This is a genomic window from Pseudomonas sp. NPDC090755, from assembly GCF_044769005.1.
GTDB lineage: Bacteria > Pseudomonadota > Gammaproteobacteria > Pseudomonadales > Pseudomonadaceae > Aquipseudomonas.
This window is the reverse complement of sequence record NZ_JBIVXC010000022.1, coordinates 26,969-46,208: the sequence shown is the minus strand read 5'-3', so window position 1 is coordinate 46,208 and position 19,240 is coordinate 26,969. Positions and strand designations below refer to the sequence as shown.

The window sequence follows — 19,240 nt, the reverse complement described above, 5'->3', positions numbered from 1 at the left end:
GATGGATACACGAGAACTCTCGACGGTCAGCAGCGATGCATCGATCGAGCAGGTGGTGGAGATCATCAGGCGTGACGGGGGGATCATCATTTCCGACTTTGTCTCGCCAGCGACGCTGAAGTCCCTTGCCCAAGAGCTGGACACCTACCTGAATGCCACGCCTTGCGGAGTGGACCCTTATTTTGCAGGCACGCAGACACGACGTGTCGCCCGTATCATCGGGCGCAGCGACACGGCGGTGGAGGTGGCACTGAACCCGCTGTTCATTGGCGCGGCCAGAAAGATCCTGCAGACACCTACCCACGTCTGGGTGGGAAGCGAGCGCGTCGAGATCGAGCCTGACATTCAGCTCAGCATTACCCAGGCGATTCAGATTGGTCCCGGCCAAGGCCTTCAGCCACTGCATCGTGACGATGCCACGTCGCTCTGGCGGCACCCCCAGTACGGTCGTGAGGCCCGGCTGCAAATGATGCTGGCCATTTCAGATTTCACCGAAGAGAACGGTGCAACGCGTGTCATTCCCGGTAGTCATCAATGGGATGACGAGCGAATGCCAACCCAGGAAGAAACCGTCGCCGCGCAAATGAAGGCTGGCTCCGCGCTGCTGTGGATGGGGTCGGTGTATCACGGCGGCGGCGCCAACACGTCCGCGTCTCCCCGTACCGGGCTGACGATGGCCTATGACCTGGCCTTCCTGCGTCTTGAAGAGAATCACTTCCTGTCCATTCCCGTTGAGCGCGTTCGCCAGCTCCCTGCAGAAATGCAACGCCTGCTGGGCTGGAGTGCCAGCTCCACGCTGCTGGGTTGGGTGGAAATCGATGGCCAGATGCGAGACCCGCAAGAGCTCCTGGGCATGCCCGCTTTCTCCGAGGCGGGAAAAGGGTTCTGACAATCCCGAGTCGCCATGGGGCGACCCATGTTGGCAACACTGGCCGGTATCCTGGGAGTCATGTGAATGAATGCGTTGAACACAGCAGCCCACGGCGATTCTGCGCCGTTGAGATTCCGCAGCCTGGGTGGATGGGTGGAGCGGCCAGGCGATCTGCAGCCGGCGCTCAAGGGTCACGAGCATGCCGATGTGATCGTGATCGGGGCCGGCTTTGCCGGTCTATCGACCGCACTGGAGCTAAAGGCGCTTGGAGCGGATGTCATCGTGCTGGAGCAGGAGTTCGCCGGCTTCGGTGCCAGTGGGCGCAATGCGGGCTATCTGCTGGGTAGCATGGGGATCGAGTGCGAGGTCTTTGTCAATCGGGTGGGCGTGGAGCAGGCAAGGCAGTTCGTCAGGTTCTACGACGAGGCTGTCAACTACGTGGAAGGGCGATTGACGACGTTGGGTATCGATTGTGACTACACCCCTTCGGGCGTGATTCGGGCCGCTGTTCACCCAGGCCAGGAAAAGCGCTTGCGGAAAAATATGGAGCTGGGTCAGACGCTGGGGTCGGTCACCCGCTTCGTGGACCGTGCCCAGATGCGTGCGCGGGGCATCCCGCCTGCATTTCTGTTCGGCACCGAGCAGCGCGGTGGCACCTTGAATCCGGGGAAGTACGTCAGCGGCCTGCGGCGTGCGGCAATCGAGGCTGGCGTGAAACTCTACGAGCGTACGCCGTTGCTCTCCTTCAGTGAGGGGCAGGTCATCACCTGCAAGACTGCGCACGGTCGTGCAAGCGCTCCGGCAATGGTGCTGGCAACCAATGCCTACACACCTCAGTTGGGAGTGTTGCGTAACAAGGTTGCGGCGATTCGGGTTTCGGCAATCGAAACCCAACCGCTATCGACAGAGCAGTTGGCTGCCTTGGGTTGGAAAGGGCGGGAAGGGATCATCACGCCGCATTACACCATGGAAAGCCACCGCCTGACGGCCCACGGCACCCTGGTGTTGACTGTCAAGCAGCTGGGTTATGCCTACGGGTCGAAGACACCCAATATTCCAGACCATGGCGCCTACGCGGCGTTGGCGCAGGTGTTGCGCGAGCGCTTTCCTGCATTGCAAGGCCTTGGCATTCAGCACTGCTGGAGTGGCTATGTCAGTGGCGCCTATGACTTCCTGCCGGTGGTCGGCGCAATGGGCGCTAAACAGAATATTTTCTATACGACGGGCTGTTCGGGTCACGGACTGGCCACTCAATCGCTCATGGGGTCGCTTTTTGCCGGGCAAATCAATGGCAAAGCGCCTGAGCTGCTAGCGGCGTTGCAACACAGGACACCGTCCATGTTGCCTGAGCCGTTTCAATGGTGCGCCATACAGTCTGCTTTTGCGGCAGCCAAGTTGCTGGATGCCTGGACTGACAGAAAAGTGCGTAAAGACAATGCCATGAAAGACTGAGCGCAACGAAATGTTGTTGCCCTGCGTAAGTAGCTGCAGGAAAACGGACCCTATTTACAGAGACTGTTATCGTGGAACTGAGAGATTTGTTTGCGTTGGTTTCATGCGTGCTGCTGGTGGTGTGCGGCCTGTATTATGGCGCCGCATTTATCAGGCGTAGAAATTATCTGCTTGGCGTGGAGTTTTTAATTGTAGGGATATCCGCAACAAACTTCACGGCCTTCATCGCTACGGGCTGGCAAGCCAATTACAATATCGCCATCTTTCTCGATGCCTTTTCCCGAGGGGTTGGAGTACCTGTTATTGCAACGCTCGGGTTGATGGCCGTAACGCACAATTACAAGCCCTCTGCCGCGAAGGACGTCCTGCTGTTTTTGGCTGGTTTTGTCGCCGCGGCCACTTACTTCCTGTCGAGTGCGTTTAACGCGTCACTTCCCTATTTCTATGTGCTGATGTGGTCAGCTTACACCTTGTACCTGTCCTACTTTGCCTGGCGGTTGGCGCGTGCAGGCGAGCTTCTGCATGCGCTGGCCACCTTCCTGGGCGGGGCGGCGGGGCTGACGGTAGCACTGAGGTATGACTTCTTCCCGATTCCGGGTGATGACACGAAGATGATCTTCATGACCTTCGCCTTCCTGGCCTGGTCATATTCAATTGTGCAGTTGTTCTATGCCTATGGTGCACTTCAGCGTTCAAGGAAAGTGTCTTCTTGCGCAATGCTCCATTCCGGTTGAATTGTTCAAGAGGTGACGCGCTGTTCTGTTGCTGACAGAAGGCAGTACTTCAGTTTGTTTGTGGTTTGGATGTTACTCCATGGCGGGCCAAGGCCTGCTTATTTACCGCCCCTAGGGGCGGTTTTTTTATGGGCGAAACATTTGTGCTCATGGGAATCACTTGGATTAACAATAACCATATAACGACCGAGCGTATGTCTACGCGGTGCGTCATGAGCGAGCCTCTATTGGTAACACGTGTTTCTTTAGTTCCCATAATGGTGCAGACGCGTGGCAGGCATAAATCAAGAACAAAACCTAACTAGCTGATTTATCTAATGTATTCCACAAATCAGAATTTCTGGCATATGGCTTGCGTGTTGATCATCTGACATGGTCAATTGATCATGTCAGATGATCAGGATGTAGCAGGCGCCGATCTTCCCACCTGGAGGGTTGAGCCGCCGGTCCAAGCCCTTTGTTTGAGGATCCTCCAATGAAAGAAGTAACTGCACGGCCGGAAGGTGAAGTGTCCACCCGCCGTATTTTCAGGCAGCTGCTCGTTACCCTTGTTGCATCGACCGCGATCTGCTCGGTACAGGCCGCGTCCCAGGGGGCCGAGGCGCTGGGTTCCAAGCTGACGCCGCTGGGTGGCGAGACCGCCGCGAGTTCAAGCGGGGAGATTCCGGCCTGGGCAGCCCCCGGGCCGCAGGGGACAGGCTGGAGCTACGGCCAGGTGCGAGCAGCGCATTGGAAGTTCAAGGGCGACAAACCCCTCTACAGCATCGACTCGAGCAATGTGGCGCAGCATGCGAGCAAACTGTCTCCCGCCCAGCTCGAACTGTTCAAGAAGATTCCAGGCTACCGCATGGAGGTCTATCCGACCCGCCGTACCTGCGGCGTGCCGGACTTCGTGGCTGAGAACACCCGGCAGAACGCTGGCTTCGCCAAGCTCGATTCCACGGGGGTTGCCCTCGAGGAAGCCCATGTGCCGGGTATCCCGTTCCCTCTGCCCAACACCGGTGCTGAGGTGATGTGGAACATGAAGATGCGCTACCGCGGCGTTGGCGTCGAAATCCCGAAAAGCATTTCGGGTATTTCGCCGCGCAAGGGAGGGGAGTGGTTACGCCAATCCACAGACACCTTCTTCTTCACGCCCTGGGGGAAGAAAGGCAGCGCGCTGTTCTCGTCCGTCGGCCGCCTGGAAAACGCGACCTTCTTCAATTACCTGGAGCCCGCCGCGCTGGCCGGCCAGTCGGCGGTGCAGACGGCCGTGGCCGGCGAGCAGGCCACGACCTTCTACTACTTCCCCGGCCAGCGTCGAGTCCGGCGCATGCCGTCGTACTCCTACGACGCTCCGCAGATCGGGCTGGATAACCAGTACACCGTCGATGAGGCGAACGTCTTCTTCGGAACGATGGACCGCTTCGACTGGAAACTGGTCGGCAAGCAGGAACTGCTGGTGCCATATAACGCCTTCGGTGCCTATGACACCGCCACCAAGGCGGAAACGTTCGCCGGTAACGATTCGATCGCGCCGCAGTCGCGCCGCTACGAGCTGCATCGCGTCTGGGTCGTCGAGGCCACTGTCCGCCAGGGTATGCGCCATCAGGCACCCAAACGCATGTTCTACATCGACGAGGACAGCTGGAACCCGTTGCTGGCCGTCGACTATGACAAGCAAGGGCAGATCTGGAAGGTGCGTGAAGGGTTTTCGATTCCCGTGTACGAGACGGGCACTTGCGATGTGCAGGCGCAGGTCCAGTACAACCTGGTCGATGGCCGCTATCTCTTCGACATGACCTCGATCGGTGCGGGCAAGAGCGATATTCGCTGGCTCACCGAGGACAGTGGCAGCCCTCGGCTGAAACGAGATTTCTTCACCTCCGACAACCTGCGAGCCATCAGCGAGCGCTAGAACGACGTCAGATCGAGAGCCAGCATGAAAAAAATAATTACGAAAGCGTCAGGCCTTGTCATCGTGTGCGCAACCCCACTGGCAATGGGGTTCACCTTTGAAACCGAAACTCTTCATGGCTCGTTCGACTCCACGATCACCGCAGGCATGGGCCTGCGTACGGAGTCGCGCGGCTGCAATCTGATCAACCAGGGAGCGACCGGGCACAATGTGCCCTCCGGCTGCCTGGCGCAGAGCTCAGGCGTGGCTGATCAAGGGGACCTGAACTATGACCGGGGCGACCTGTTCACCAACTACCTCAAGGGTACTCATGAGCTGTTGCTGAAACTGCCCGAGGACGTCACGTTCATGGCGCGTGGCACCTGGATCCGGGACTTCGCTGCCACCGATACCACCGGCACGCTGTCGTTCAACACCCCCGAGAGTGTCGGCAGCAACGGGCTCAGTGACGACGCTCAAGACGACCTCGCCTTCAAGGCGCGCCTGCTGGACCTGTGGGTGAGCAAAGGCTTCGACCTGGGCGGGCAGCGGGTGCGGGCTCGCCTGGGCAACCAGGTGATCAACTGGGGCGAAAGCCTGTTCGTGGCGGGGGGTATCAACAACACCAACGCCTACGACTATCAAGCCTTGGCGCGTCCTGGCGTGCAGCTCAAGGAGGCCGTGCTGCCGGCGCCCATGCTCAGCGTTGCGTCGGGCCTGGGCGCCGGGGTGAATATCGAGGCTTACTATCAATTGCGCTGGAACAAGAGCGAACTCCCCCCGGTGGGCAGTTACTGGTCCACGACCAACGGGCTCGGCGAGGGCAGGGGGGACTACGGGTTCTCTGAAGAGGACGCCCGCGATAGCGGTCAGTGGGGCCTTTCGCTGCGTTGGCAACCGGAGGACAGCGACATCAACTATGGCCTCTACGTGATGCGTTATCACGACAAGTTGCCGTCATTGCGTGTCGATATTCTTGACCCGGACACCTTCGCGGCGGCACCGACCTGGGAGTACCAGGAAGATCGGATGATGTATGGCATCAGTGCCAACATGCCGCTAGGTGACTGGGCGGTCGGTACAGAACTGTCGTACCGACCGAAGGACTCGGTAATGCTCAACCCGGTCATCGACCTGTGTGCCGCCAATGGTGGCAAATGCTGGAAGGACGAACAGAAATTCCAGTGGCACCTGACAGGCCTGTATAGCTTCACGCCTTCCAACTCCCCGACGTTTCTCGATTTCACCGGGGCCAGCACGGGCACCTTGCTGACTGAACTCGTGGTCATCAACTACCCGGGGCTGCATGACGAGGTCAACGGTGAGCCGATCGCGGCGGGCCTCAATACCTGGCAGTTGGACCCGGCGACAGCACCGAAAGCCCACGGCGACAAGACCTCGTCGGGTATCAACCTGGATTTCAGCCTTACCTATGACGGCACGTTGCTGCCGGGGTGGCAGGTCACGCCTGGCGTCTTCTATTCACGATCGCTTGGAGGGCGAACACCGAACCTCAGCGCAACCTTCACTGAAGACGCGAGCAGCATGAACCTCTACCTGAACTTCGTGCGCAACCCCGCCAGTTGGCAGATTTCCCTCAACTACGCGAAGTTCATGGGGGGCGAGACGCCCTACGATCAGCTGTACCGTGACCGCGATTATGTCGGTGTCGCGATCTCCCGCACCTTGTGAGGCCTGCCGTGAACGGTTCTGTAAAACTATCTGAAATCAGGGCTCGTGGCGTGCTGTCACGCGTTGAGGACGTCTTGTTCGGTCATCGTCGACTGGTGCTGGCAAGCCTGGCCATTTTCACGCTGATCATGGGCTGGTTCGCCGTGCAACTGCGTATGGATGCCGGCTTCGAAAAGCAATTGCCGATCGGTCACGAATACATCAAGACATTCGAGACGTACCGCAATGACCTGTTGGGGGCAAACCGGCTGACCCTTGTGGTCAGGGCCCGAAGTGGCGATATCTGGAGCGCCCCAGGCCTGAAGCGGCTCTATGACGTTACCCAGGCGGTGACCTTCCTCCCGGGTGTTTCGCGCAGCAGTGTGCGTTCGTTGTGGACGCCCAATGCCTTCGTCAACGAGATCACTGAAGAAGGTTTTCGCGCCGATCCACTGGTACCAGGGACGGTTTCCCCCGAGCACTTGAATGACGAGATCATCGCGACGATCTCCAACTCCACTGCGCAGGGAGGCTTCATTGGCACGCTGGTCTCCCGTGACCAGAGCAGCGCGATGATCACCGCGGAACTCAATGAGTTCGATGCCAACGGGGCCCATCTGGACTATGTCGCGTTCAACCATCGGCTGGAGAGCGAGATCCGCCAGCAATTCGAGGATGGCGATTTCGACATCCAGATTATCGGCTTCGCCAAGCAGATAGGCGACATCGCAGACGGGGCTTCAGCTGTGCTGGAGTTCTGTTTGCTGGCGCTGCTGCTGACGGCGGGGGCGGTGTACTGGTATTGCCACTCGCTGCGCTTCACGCTGCTGGCGCTGGTCTGTTCGCTGGCTTCGCTGATATGGCAGTTCGGCAGCCTGCGCCTGCTGGGGTATGGCCTCGACCCGCTGGCGGTCCTGGTGCCCTTTCTGGTGTTTGCCATCGGGGTCTCCCATGGCGTGCAGCAAATCAACTTCATCGTCCGTGAAATCGCTATTGGCAAGTGTGCCGAAGAGGCGGCGCGCTCAAGTTTCACGGGTTTGCTGATCCCTGGGACACTGGCGTTGGTGACCGCACTGGTTTCTTTTGTGACGCTGCTCTTGATCCCCATCCCGATGGTGCGGGAGCTGGCGATCACCGCATCACTTGGCGTGGCCTACAAGATCGTCACCAACCTGGTGATGTTGCCGTTGATGGCGTCTTTGCTGCGTGTCGATGACAAGTACGCTGCGGCGCAGGAGATTTCCCGGCAGCGCCGGTCCCGCTGGCTACGAGGCCTGGCTCGGCTGGCCGAGCCGCGCAAGGCGCAGTGGGTGCTTGGCATTGCATTGGCAATCTTTCTGGTCGCGATCTGGCAAAGCCATGACCGTGTCGTCGGTACACTGCAGGCGGGTGCGCCAGAGTTGCGTGAGGACTCGCGCTTCAATCGCGATGCAGTCTCCATCGCCAGCAACTACGACATCGGTCTGGACTGGCTCAGCGTGGTGTTCGAGGTCAATCAGGAGACCGCTGGCGAAGACAACCAGGTGGCCTGCGAGCAGGTCGCCCTGGGCCAATACCAGGATCGCTTCGTGTGGGCCATGCAGGGGGTGCCCGGCGTCTTGTCGGTCGCTTCCTTCTCCACCAACATGCGCCAATTCAACGAGGGGTACAACGAAGGCAATCCGAAGATGGCTGCGGTACCCATCGACCCGATGAACTACGCCGCGCTGGCCACCGAGGTTGCGCGCACGCCCGGGCTGATGCGTACCGACTGCAGCATGTCGGCCGTGCACCTGTATCTGGCGGATCACAAAGCCACGACGATCAACAGGGTGGTGGAAGCCGCCAAGGCTTTCCGAAGCGAGTATCCGATGCCAGGCCTTTCGGTTCGCCTCGCTTCAGGCAACGCCGGTGTCCTGGCAGCCATCAACGAAGAGGTGGAGAAAAGCGAAACCCCCATGTTGCTTTACGTCTATGCCGCCATCGCCTTGCTGGTGTTCGCTGTCTATCGCGATTTGCGGGCGGTCCTGGTGTGTTGCCTGCCTTTGACCATCGGTACGTTCATTGGCTACTGGTTCATGAAGGAACTGCAGATCGGCCTGACCATTGCCACCTTGCCGGTGATGGTGCTGGCGGTGGGCATTGGCGTCGATTACGCCTTCTACATCTACAACCGCCTGCAACTGCACCAGGCCCATGGCCAGTCGATCACCAAGGCGGTCGAATACGCGCTGCTCGAGGTGGGCGTGGCCACGATCTTCACCGCGATCACCCTGGCAGTTGGCGTCGCCACCTGGGCGTTCTCGGATCTGAAATTCCAGGCCGACATGGGCAAGCTGCTCGCCTTCATGTTCATCGTCAACATGGTCATGGCCATGACCGTGCTGCCGGCCTTCGCCGTATGGCTGGAGCGGGTGTTCCCGCGTAAGCGCCCCGTGCGCATGATCGGCGCGTTGGTGCACTGAGGAGAGAAGCATGCGATACATAGGTTCATTTACCGCGGCCTTGCTTGTTGCAGCACTGCCACTGATGTCTCTACAGGCCGCGCCGTTGCAGGCCGTGCCGGCCGCGCAGGCGAGCAATGCCACGCAGGCCACCATGCTGGATGCCACGTGGGCCGGGGAGCGCGTGGTCGCTGTCGGCGACCACGGCGTTGTGTTGCTGTCCGATGATCACGGTAAAAATTTCCGTCAGGCGAACTCGGTACCGCTGTCCACACCGTTGACGGGGGTGTCCTTCGTGGATGCCAAGCGGGGGTGGGCGGTTGGTCACTGGGGCGCGATCCTGTCCACCACGGATGGCGGAGAGTCCTGGCAGGTCCAGCGCCTCTCCACTGCCGAGGATCGACCGCTGTTTGCAGTGCACTTTTTCAATGCCCAGCACGGCGTTGCGGTAGGCCTCTGGTCTTTGCTGATGACGACCGAAGATGGTGGGAAGACGTGGACGGAGCAGCCGTTGCAGGCACCACCAGGCGCGAAGAGGGCCGACCTCAACCTGATGGGGCTTTTTGCCGATAGCCGCAACACGCTTTACGCTACGGCCGAGCATGGGCAAGTGTTGCACTCCGAAGACCATGGAAAAAGCTGGCGTTATCTGGATACCGGCTACGAAGGCACCCTTTGGTCTGGCGCGGTACTGGCCGATGGGCGTCTGCTGCTTGGTGGCCAGCGTGGGACACTGTTGCACGGCTCAGTGAGTGACAAGGTCTTTCGCAGAGTGCCAACGCAAAGCAAAGGCTCTGTCACCTCTGTCGCGGTAGCGGGCCCTGACGTGCTGGCGGTTGGGCTGGATGGGCTGATGGTACAGAGCAGCGATGGTGGACACAGTTTCCAGGAAAAACAGTCCGCTGATGGTGTCTCGCTGACGGCGGCGCTGTTCAATGCCGATGGAGCACCTGTTCTGTTTTCACGTCGCGGAGTAGTGCCCTACCAGGAGTGAAGGGTTGCTCATGGCCCTGCGCGCCAACGGGCGAACTGCCTGTGGTACGCAAGCCATGAGGCGTTTACCGCCACTCGTGCAGAGGCCAGGCATCGCAAGACGATGCCTGGCCTCTTTCATTGTCTGTGTTTCTAGAGCTGGAGATAATCCGCCAAGTCGGCGTAGTTATGTTGCCACAGGCCAGGGCTGCCATTGGGGTATTGAGAACGGAAACCGAGGATCTTCTGCACGCGTGGGGAAAGCGTCCTGACCACCTCAAGCGGCACGATCAACGGATAGGCTTCTTCAGGTGTAATGATCGAGGCCTGCATCGGAATCGTGAGCCCGCGACGGTAATAGTCAGTTGTTACGTTGGCCCCGCCACCATGAACGACTTTCCCGCTGAACAGCACGGCATCCCCAGCCTTCAACAGGGCTGGGATCGTCATCTCCGGGGTCCCGACATCTTCGAAGTCATCCCAGTCCTGGCTCCCCGGAATCAAGCGCGTAGCGCCGTTTTCCTCGGTGAAATCCGTTAGCGCCAGCATCAGGTTCGTAATGGTGCGTGGCGCATGCTTGTTCATGGTCACAAACGGTTGGTACTGCGCCATGTCACGATGCAACATCTGAGCTTTGTTGCCTGGGCCGATCTCGATCAGCTGGGCCGTTGTCAACCACCAATCACCGCACTCCGGCTCAAAAAGCACGCGTCCCAACTCGTGAAAAAGGTCGTCATCCAGGATTTCCTCACGAAAGGTTTTGCTGTGAGTAACGAGGTTGGTCAGCCGTTTGGTTTGATGACCATGGAACGCTGCAATCAATTCGTGTTCGTGCTTGGAGCCTGCATCGAGCGCGGCAAGTGGTGCTTCGAGTTCGTCGTTGATTCTTGCTACATGTTCAGGTGTCATGAAATTACGGATGATGACCGCACCCGCTTGGTCACTCAGCAGAACAATCTCTTGCGCGGAAGTCGATCGGTTTACGATGGGCAGACTTGGCAAGGCGTCACGAGAGGCTGACATTGAGAACACTCCAGATTGAAAGGAACGGTTGGCGCAGGCGGATTGATGCCCCATCAACGGGCATCAAAAAACACGCCCGCTTGCCACTGCGCTAAACCCAAAAAAAGAACAGGGAGCGTCACGGTGCCTCCTTGTATTTTTTGTTCAGGCAGTGAGTTCATGCTAGGTTTCCCCTTGCCTCACGCCAAGGTACAAACTGCACCATTTCCCTTCGTATTTTTGAGTGATTTGCACTGCCCATGACCAGCACGCCATCCCCCTGGCCACGCCCTTCGGAAGCCGTTCGTGAACTCATGCGCAAAGGCGCCGAGCTCGCTCAGACGCTACCGCCGGAGTGGGTCGAGCGCCTGAACCAGTCGCTTTTCTCTTCACCGGACGATGCGAAGCTGCTGGAGGACCCGGTCATCCTCGCGGCGTGCCGGCGCGCCAATCGGGCAGAGTTGCTGCACTGGGCGAATGCCAATCTGCAGCGCCCTGGAGAGCCGGTGGAAGCCTACGTGTCTGCCGACATGGTGGACACGGCCAGGGAGCTTGCCCGCAGGGGTTTGTCCGAACTGCTGATGAATGTCGCAAGGTCGACACAAAACACAGCCTGGGAGCTGTGGATGAAGATGGCGTTCAGCCTGACGCAGGATCCTGTGGTGCTCGAGGAGTTCCTGGACGTCTCGTCGCGCTCGATCTCGGAGTTCATCGACAGCAACATGCGCGTGGTGACCCAGATCATCCTGGAAGAAAAGAGCGCCCTGGCCCATGACGACCCTATCGACAAACGCAGCCTGGTCAGTCGGTTGCTCGATGGCAGAGATGTGGAGGCGGAGCAGTTCAGCAGACGACTGGGCTACAGCCTTTTTCAGAAGCACCATGCCTGCCTCGTCTGGAGCGAAACCCCGGACGCAGAGATCCGCCCGCTGGAGGAAATGGCCCGCGCGCTGGCGCATCTCACGGGCACGGTAGCACCCCTGATCGTGTTCGCCGGCCCCGCGACCCTGTGGGTCTGGAGCAATGCGGCAAAGCCGCTGGACCTGAACCTGCTGCAAGGCGTCGCTCGGCAGTTTCCCAAGATACGCGCGGCAATCGGCTCTGCCGGCGCGGGCATGAATGGCTTTCGTCGATCACACCTGGAAGCCTTGACCACCCAGCGATTGATGGGCCGGTTGGCTGGCGCCCCCGCCGTTGCCACGATCGATCAGGTGAGGATGGTGTCCCTGATGACCCAGGACGCCCGTGCGGCCAGGCAATTTGTCTTGAGTACGCTGGGGCGGTTGGCGACCGAGCCCACAGCGCTTCAGCGCTCGTTGCACGCCTTCCTGGCCAATGGCTGTAATATCACCCAGACCGCTGAAGTGCTGGGTACGCACCGCAATACATTGCTGCGTCGGCTGGAGCGCGCCCAGCACCTGCTGCCCGTCGAGCTTGCCGACCATCGCATCCAGATCGCCGCAGCGCTTGAGCTGGTGATCTGGAGTACGCCGCTGGATGACGGCGAGCAATAGCCTCCATCCCTTTCCTTTCGGTGTCGCAGCGCGCCTTCACTGCTGTTGCTGTTCGCGACCTCTCAATCAAGCGGTCGCGTCGCGATGCCCTGCAGAAAAGTGTTTTCCAGCATTTTTCTGCACGCTCTTGGCATGCGGCCGCGTTGGCGAGCATCTACTGCGCCATGCAACAGCGATACGAACATCTCAGTCAGCAACATAGCACTGACATCCACACGAAATACGCCCTGCTGTTGTCCGTTGAGAAACATCCCATCGAGCTTCTCCAGGTAGAACGGCAGGCCGATCTCGTGTTGCGCTTTGGTGTGCACAGGGTAACGGGACGCTAGAAACATAATCAGTTCACCACGATCCAGATGCTCCTCGATCAGCTGATGCACAGCAGCCAGCGGCTGCGTGGAGAGCAGTTCGATGTGGCCAAGGATCTGGAGGAGGGCTTTTTTGGCGTGCTGTTCGAGCTGGCTATCCAGGTTATTTCTTGTACCGCAGTAACGATGCAGGGTCGCTCGGCTGATGCCAGCAAGCGCAGCCAACTCGCCCATGGAGGCGCCTGGTCGTAAGGCGACCGCCGCATAGAGGGCGTTCACTAGCTTGTCTGGCAGAAGTGGGCTTGTGAAATCAACACCTGAGATCAGGGAGTTCATCGGGAGTCTCTCGTGAACTTAATGAGACATAATTGACTCATTATGATTTTGAAAGTAGCATTCGAGCCGTTTTCAATCAAGGCTCGGGTGAGTGATGGGCAAGAAAGGTTCGATCAGAGTGGGAGTACTGGCAGCGGCGATTGCCTTGGCCGGATGCAATCCCGCAGCAGAACAGGACGGTGCAGCCAATGCGAGCTACCCGGTAGACGTCGTGACGTTGGCAGCGGAGCAGGTGACATTGGCCGCTGAATTGCCGGGCCGGGTTGAGCCGATGCGCGTTGCTGAGGTGCGGGCGCGGGTGCCAGGTATCGTTTTGCACAAGCGCTTCGAGGAGGGGGCTGACGTCAACGCCGGCGAGGTGCTCTTCCAGATCGATCCGGCGCCGTTCAAGGCTGCCCTGGCCCGCGCCGAGGCCGACCTGGCTCGTGCCCAGGCTGTGCAGCAGGAAGTCCTGGCGCGGGTGAAGCGTTATGAACCGCTGGTCAAGATCGCGGCGATCAGCCAACAGGACTTCGACAGCGCCACCGCCGAGTTGCACAGCGCCCGGGCGGCCGTGCGTTCTGGCCAGGCCGATGTGCAGACCGCACGCCTGAACCTGGGCTACGCCACGGTCACCGCGCCGATCTCCGGACGTATTGGCCGTGCCTTGGTCACCGAGGGCGCGTTGGTAGGGCAGGGCGATGCGACGCTGATGGCACGCATCCAGCAACTCGACCCGATCTACGTCGATTTCACGCAGCCCGTTGCTGACGCACTGCGTCTGCGCCAAGCCGTGAAGGATGGCACGCTCGCGGCAGACGGCGGGCGTTTGACGGCGCACGTGGAGGGTGTTGATTTCCAGCGATCGGGCGAGCTCATGTTCACCGACGTGACGGTGGATCGGGGTACCGGCCAGGTCATCCTGCGCGGCCGATTCGACAACGCCGACGGCACCCTCCTGCCGGGCATGTATGTGCGTGTGCGCACGCCTCAAGGCACCGATAACCAAGCCATTTTCGTTCCCCAGCGCGCCGTTCAGCGCGGCAGCGATGGTCAGGCGCGGGTCTTCGTGGCCGCCAATGGCATCGCCGAAGCACGCACCGTACAAACCGGTGCGATGCAGGGCGCTCGCTGGCAGATCACAGCGGGGCTCAAGCCGGGTGATCAGGTCATCGTTGGCAGCCCGGCGGGGCTGGCTGCGGGTATGCCGGTGGCACCTTCCCTGAAACAAGCGGCTGCCGCTGACTGATGCGAGGCAAGCGAGATGTCTAGATTTTTCATCCATCGCCCGAACTTCGCCTGGGTTGTGGCGTTGTTCATTTCCCTGGCGGGCCTGCTGGTGATTCCATCCTTGCCCGTGGCGCAGTACCCCAACGTAGCGCCACCGCAGATTTCCATCACTGCCTCCTACCCCGGTGCTTCGGCCAAGGTGATGGTGGAGTCGGTGACCAGCATCATCGAAGAGTCGCTCAACGGCGCCAAGGGCCTGCTGTACTACGAGTCCACCAACAACTCCAACGGTGTGGCCGAGGTGATAGTGACCTTCGAGCCGGGCACCGATCCGGACATGGCTCAGGTCGATGTACAGAACCGATTGAAGCAGGCCGAGGCACGTATGCCTCAGCCTGTGCTGACCCAGGGGCTCAAGGTGGAGCAGGCCAGCTCCGGCTTCCTGCTGATCTACGCCCTGACCAGCAAGGCCGGCAGCGGTGGCGATACCACGGCCCTGGCTGACTATGCCGCACGCAACATCAACAACGAACTGCTGCGTGTACCCGGCGTGGGCAAGCTGCAGTTTTTCGCCTCCGAAGCGGCCATGCGGGTCTGGGTCGATCCGCAGAAGCTGGTGGGCTATGGCCTGTCCATCGACGACATCAACAATGCGATTCGTGGCCAGAACGTCCAGGTACCGGCTGGCAGCTTTGGCGGCACACCGGGTGCCAGCGAGCAGGAATTGACCGCGACCTTGGCAGTACAGGGCACCCTGGATTCCCCTGAGGCCTTCGCCGGCATCGTCCTGCGCGCCAATCCGGACGGTTCCAGCGTGCGCCTGGGCGATGTCGCGCGCATGGCCATCGGTAGCGAGAACTACAACCTGTCTGCACGCCTGAATGGCAACCCGGCCGTGGCGGGTGCGGTGCAGTTGGCACCGGGCGCCAACGCCATCCAGACCGCGACGCTGGTCAAGGAACGTCTGGCCGAACTGTCACAGTTCTTCCCGGACGATGTCGAGTACACGATTGCGTACGACACCTCGCGCTTCGTCGACGTGGCTATCGAGAAGGTGATCCACACCCTGATCGAAGCCATGGTCCTGGTGTTCCTGGTGATGTTCCTGTTCCTGCAGAACGTCCGCTACACCCTGGTCCCTTCGATCGTGGTGCCGGTGTGCCTGCTCGGCACGCTGATGATCATGAAGTTGCTCGGCTTCTCGGTGAACATGATGACCATGTTCGGCATGGTGCTGGCCATCGGCATCCTGGTGGACGACGCCATCGTGGTGGTGGAGAACGTCGAGCGGTTGATGGCCGAGGAGGGCCTGTCGCCGGTGGACGCAACCATCAAGGCGATGGGGCAGGTGTCCGGGGCGATCATTGGCATCACCCTGGTGCTGGCGGCGGTGTTCCTGCCGTTGGCGTTCATGTCCGGTTCGGTGGGGGTGATCTACCAACAGTTCTCCGTGTCGTTGGCGGTGTCGATCCTGTTCTCCGGCTTCCTGGCGCTGACCTTCACCCCGGCCCTGTGCGCCACACTGCTCAAGCCGATACCCCAGGGTCACCATGAGAAGGGCGGTTTCTTCGGCGCCTTCAACCGTAGCTTTGCCCGTGTGACCGAGCGCTATTCGCTGCTCAACAGCGAACTGGTGGCGCGTGCCGGCCGCTGGATGCTGGCCTATGTCGGCATCCTGGTGGTGCTCGGCTATTCCTACCTGCGTCTGCCGGAGGCCTTCGTGCCGGCGGAGGATCTTGGTTACAGCGTCGTCGACGTGCAGCTGCCACCGGGTGCCAGCCGGGTACGCACCGATCACACCGCAGAGGCGTTGGAGAAGTTCCTGATGTCCCGTGACGCGGTGGAGCACTCGTTCATCGTCAGCGGCTTCAGCTTCTCGGGGCAGGGTGACAACGCGGCATTGGCGTTCCCAACCTTCAAGGACTGGTCCGTGCGTAGCCACGAGCAATCAGCGGATGCCGAGACCGCGGCGATCAACGCGCAGTTCGCAACCCATGGCGACGGCACCATCACTGCGGTCATGCCGCCGCCCATTGACGGCCTGGGCAACTCGGGCGGTTTCGCCTTGCGCCTGATGGACCGCGGTGGCCTGGGGCGCGAAGCGCTGCTGGCGGCCCGTGACCAGTTGCTGGCCCGTGCCAACGGCAACCCGGTGATCCTTTACGCAATGATGGAAGGCCTGGCCGAGGCACCGCAGCTGCGCGTGAAGATCGACCGTGAGAAGGCACGCGCCCTGGGCGTGAGCTTCGAGGCTATCAACAGCACCCTGGCCACCGCCTTCGGTTCGGCGGTGATCAACGATTTCACCAATGCCGGGCGCCAGCAGCGCGTGGTGGTGCAGGCCGAACAGGGCGAGCGCATGACCCCGCAAAGCGTACTGCGCCTCTATGCGCCAAACGCCAACGGCGAGCAGGTGCCGTTCAGCGCCTTCGTCACCACCCAATGGGAAGAAGGCCCAGTGCAGCTGGTGCGTTACAACGGTTACCCGTCGATCCGTATCGCCGGTGACGCTTCGCCAGGCCACAGTACCGGCCAGGCGATGGCCGAGATGGAGCGTCTGGTCAGCGAGCTGCCGCCGGGAATCGGCTATGCCTGGACTGGCCTGTCGTATCAGGAGAAGGTTTCCAGCGGCCAGGCCGCCGGCCTGTTCGCCCTCGCCATCCTGGTGGTGTTCCTGCTGCTGGTGGCGTTGTATGAGAGCTGGGCGATCCCGCTGACGGTAATGCTGATCGTGCCTATCGGTGCCCTCGGCGCGGTGTGGGCGGTGATGCTCACTGGCATGCCCAACGACGTGTACTTCAAGGTCGGCTTGATCACCATCATTGGCCTGGCGGCGAAGAACGCCATCCTGATCGTCGAGTTCGCCAAGGAACTGTGGGAGAAGGGCTACAGCTTGCGCGACGCCGCCATCGAGGCCGCGCGCCTGCGCTTGCGGCCGATCGTGATGACCTCCATGGCCTTCATCCTCGGCGTGGTGCCACTGGCCATCGCCTCCGGCGCCGGCGCGGCGAGCCAGCGCGCCATCGGTACCGGTGTGATCGGCGGCATGCTCAGTGCCACCTTGCTGGGCGTGGTGTTCGTGCCAATTTGCTTTGTCTGGGTGCTGACGCTGCTCAAGCGTAAACCCAAGCCTGCACCCGTTGAGGCTGCCGTCGAGGTCGTGAAGTGATGGTCATGCGTACGCTTATTCTTCCCTTCACGCTGGCCCTCACCTTGGGCGCCTGCTCCCTGGCACCGACCTACCAGCGCCCGGAGACTCCGGTAGCGGCGCAGTGGGGCAATGCCGTCAGCGATCAGGGGCGGCAGGTGGAGCAACTGGACTGGCAGGCGTTCATCGTCGATCCGGTGCTGCACCAGTTGGTCGAAACCGCGTTGAACAACAACCGCTCGCTGCGTCAGACCTTGCTCGACATCGAGCAGGCCCGTGCGCAGTACCGCATTCAGCGCGCCGACCGGGTACCGGGCTTGAATGCCGGGGCTTCCGGCAACCGTCAGCATTTGCCCTCGGACCTGGCGAGCGATGGTCGTGAGGGCGTCGGCAGCGCCTATCAGGTGGGCCTGTCGCTGCCGGAGTATGAAGTGGACCTGTTCGGTCGGGTCAAGAGCCTGAGCGATGCGGCCCTGGAGCAGTACCTGTCCACCGAGGAGGTTGGCCGTGCCGCGCGCATCGCCCTGATCGCCGAGGTGAGCCAGGCCTACCTGACGCTGGACGGCGCCGAGCGGCGCCTGGCGCTGACCGACCAGACCCTGGCCAGTCGCGAGGATTCGCTGGCCCTGGTTGTCCAGCGGCTGCGGGCCGGTACGGCTACCGAGCTGGATCATCAGGAGGCGCTGGGGCTGGTCGAGCAGTCCCGTGCCGAGCGCGAGTCCACGGTGCGCCAGCAACGCCAGGCGTACAACGCCCTGGTGTTGTTGCTGGGTAGCGCGGATGCGGGCAAGGCGATTCCAGACGAGCGCTCGCAGGCGCCAATGGTGCTGCAGGACATCGCCCCAGGCACGTCTTCGACGCTGATCGAACGCCGTCCGGACATCCTCGCCGCGGAGCACCAGCTGCGGGCGCGCAACGCCGATATCGGCGCGGCGCGTGCAGCGTTCTTCCCGCGGATCAGCCTGACCGGCACCTTCGGTACGTCCAGTGCGCAGATGGCGGGGCTGTTCGACGCAGGCTCGGGCAGTTGGAGCTTTATGCCGCAGCTGTCGGTGCCGCTATTCGATGCCGGGCGCAACCGTGCCGGGCTGAGCCTGGCCGAGGCGCGCAAGGATTGGGCCGTGGCCGCTTATGAGGGCACGATACAGGTCGCCTTTCGTGAAGTGGCCGATGCTCTGGCTGCCACTGACACCCTGCGACGCGAGGAAGCCTCGCGCCGGGCTCTGGCCGATACCAGTCGTGCGACCTTGGCGCTGGCCAAGGCACGTTACGAAGGCGGGGTGGACAACCACCTGCGCTACCTGGACGCGCAGCGCAGCAGCTATGTGAATGAAGCGGCCTTCATCGAGGTCAGCACCGAGCGCCAACTGGCCTTGGTCGATCTGTTCCGCGCACTCGGCGGCGGGTGGCCGAGCAAGGGCTGAAACTGCCTCCTTTGGTTGGCGAGTCCAGCCGTTTGGCTCCAGGGCACGAATCCCTGGAGCCTTTTTTTTGGTGCTTCACGGATTGTCGGGGGGACGTGGGCCAGGGTTGGGTTGGGTGGATGCTAGAAAGGTGTGCTTATCCATTCGATGTGGCGCCGCTGTCGGCCCCTTCCGCCCTTACGGCGGCCTACTTTTTTCTTGGAAAAAGTAGGCAAAACCGCCTGCTCCTACATACGGCCCTACGCTTCGCTTCGGGTCCCTTCGCTCCGGCGTCTTCCGGGGCCACTCAGCCTCCTGAAG

13 protein-coding genes are annotated in these 19,240 nt (G+C 61.0%); 11 read left to right on the top strand and 2 right to left on the bottom strand.

All coding sequences use genetic code 11. The features are described 5' to 3' along the window. Position 1: 1 nt before the first annotated feature. The 7 genes from ACIQUS_RS23965 (at position 2) to ACIQUS_RS23935 (ending at position 10,021) form a co-directional block, all read left to right on the top strand. Positions 2-889: a phytanoyl-CoA dioxygenase family protein gene (locus ACIQUS_RS23965; protein ID WP_403052506.1), complete on the top strand. Its 888-nt coding sequence runs from the start codon at positions 2-4 to the stop codon at positions 887-889. A 66-nt stretch (positions 890-955) separates the two neighbouring features. Next, positions 956-2,323 (top strand): NAD(P)/FAD-dependent oxidoreductase, encoded by a 1,368-nt coding sequence (locus ACIQUS_RS23960; RefSeq protein ID WP_403052503.1) that lies wholly within the window; start codon positions 956-958, stop codon positions 2,321-2,323. 86 nt (positions 2,324-2,409) lie between these two features. Then, on the top strand, positions 2,410-3,057 hold the full coding sequence (locus ACIQUS_RS23955; RefSeq protein WP_403052602.1) for a hypothetical protein: 648 nt from the start codon (positions 2,410-2,412) through the stop codon (positions 3,055-3,057). Between the two features lie 475 nt (positions 3,058-3,532). Then, a complete protein-coding gene (locus tag ACIQUS_RS23950) occupies positions 3,533-4,954 on the top strand; it encodes a DUF1329 domain-containing protein (RefSeq protein ID WP_403052500.1) in 1,422 nt (473 codons plus the stop codon). A 24-nt stretch (positions 4,955-4,978) separates the two neighbouring features. Next, entirely contained in the window at positions 4,979-6,625 is a 1,647-nt protein-coding gene (locus ACIQUS_RS23945) for a DUF1302 domain-containing protein (protein WP_403052497.1), read from the top strand. An 8-nt stretch (positions 6,626-6,633) separates the two neighbouring features. Then, positions 6,634-9,048: an RND family transporter gene (locus tag ACIQUS_RS23940; protein WP_403052494.1), complete on the top strand. Its 2,415-nt coding sequence runs from the start codon at positions 6,634-6,636 to the stop codon at positions 9,046-9,048. Positions 9,049-9,058: 10 nt separating this feature from the next. Next, positions 9,059-10,021, top strand: a complete 963-nt coding sequence (locus tag ACIQUS_RS23935; RefSeq protein ID WP_403052491.1) for a WD40/YVTN/BNR-like repeat-containing protein — start codon at positions 9,059-9,061, stop codon at positions 10,019-10,021. Between the two features lie 131 nt (positions 10,022-10,152). Here ACIQUS_RS23935 and ACIQUS_RS23930 read toward each other — a convergent pair whose 3' ends face one another. Continuing rightward, entirely contained in the window at positions 10,153-11,022 is an 870-nt protein-coding gene (locus tag ACIQUS_RS23930; protein WP_403052488.1) for a phytanoyl-CoA dioxygenase family protein, read from the bottom strand. Between the two features lie 293 nt (positions 11,023-11,315). On the opposite strand from ACIQUS_RS23930, the gene ACIQUS_RS23925 reads away from it, so the two are divergent. After that, the gene (locus tag ACIQUS_RS23925; RefSeq protein ID WP_403052485.1) at positions 11,316-12,515 is read left to right on the top strand and encodes a PucR family transcriptional regulator; all 1,200 of its coding nucleotides are present in this window, start codon (positions 11,316-11,318) and stop codon (positions 12,513-12,515) included. Between the two features lie 62 nt (positions 12,516-12,577). Here the strand turns inward: ACIQUS_RS23925 and ACIQUS_RS23920 are convergent, their stop codons facing one another. Then, positions 12,578-13,159 carry a TetR/AcrR family transcriptional regulator gene (locus tag ACIQUS_RS23920; protein ID WP_403052482.1) on the bottom strand — a complete coding sequence of 194 codons (582 nt, stop codon included), beginning with the start codon at positions 13,157-13,159 and terminating at the stop codon, positions 12,578-12,580. Between the two features lie 94 nt (positions 13,160-13,253). On the opposite strand from ACIQUS_RS23920, the gene ACIQUS_RS23915 reads away from it, so the two are divergent. From ACIQUS_RS23915 to ACIQUS_RS23905, 3 genes are read left to right on the top strand one after another with little or no spacing between them, the layout of a single operon-like run. Continuing rightward, on the top strand, positions 13,254-14,387 hold the full coding sequence (locus ACIQUS_RS23915) for a MexC family multidrug efflux RND transporter periplasmic adaptor subunit (protein WP_403052480.1): 1,134 nt from the start codon (positions 13,254-13,256) through the stop codon (positions 14,385-14,387). Between the two features lie 15 nt (positions 14,388-14,402). Next, positions 14,403-17,537: a multidrug efflux RND transporter permease subunit gene (locus tag ACIQUS_RS23910; protein WP_403052477.1), complete on the top strand. Its 3,135-nt coding sequence runs from the start codon at positions 14,403-14,405 to the stop codon at positions 17,535-17,537. Next, on the top strand, positions 17,537-18,940 hold the full coding sequence (locus tag ACIQUS_RS23905) for an efflux transporter outer membrane subunit (protein WP_403052474.1): 1,404 nt from the start codon (positions 17,537-17,539) through the stop codon (positions 18,938-18,940). The genes ACIQUS_RS23910 and ACIQUS_RS23905 overlap by 1 nt, the downstream gene beginning before the upstream one ends. The last annotated feature ends 300 nt before the right edge of the window (positions 18,941-19,240 follow it).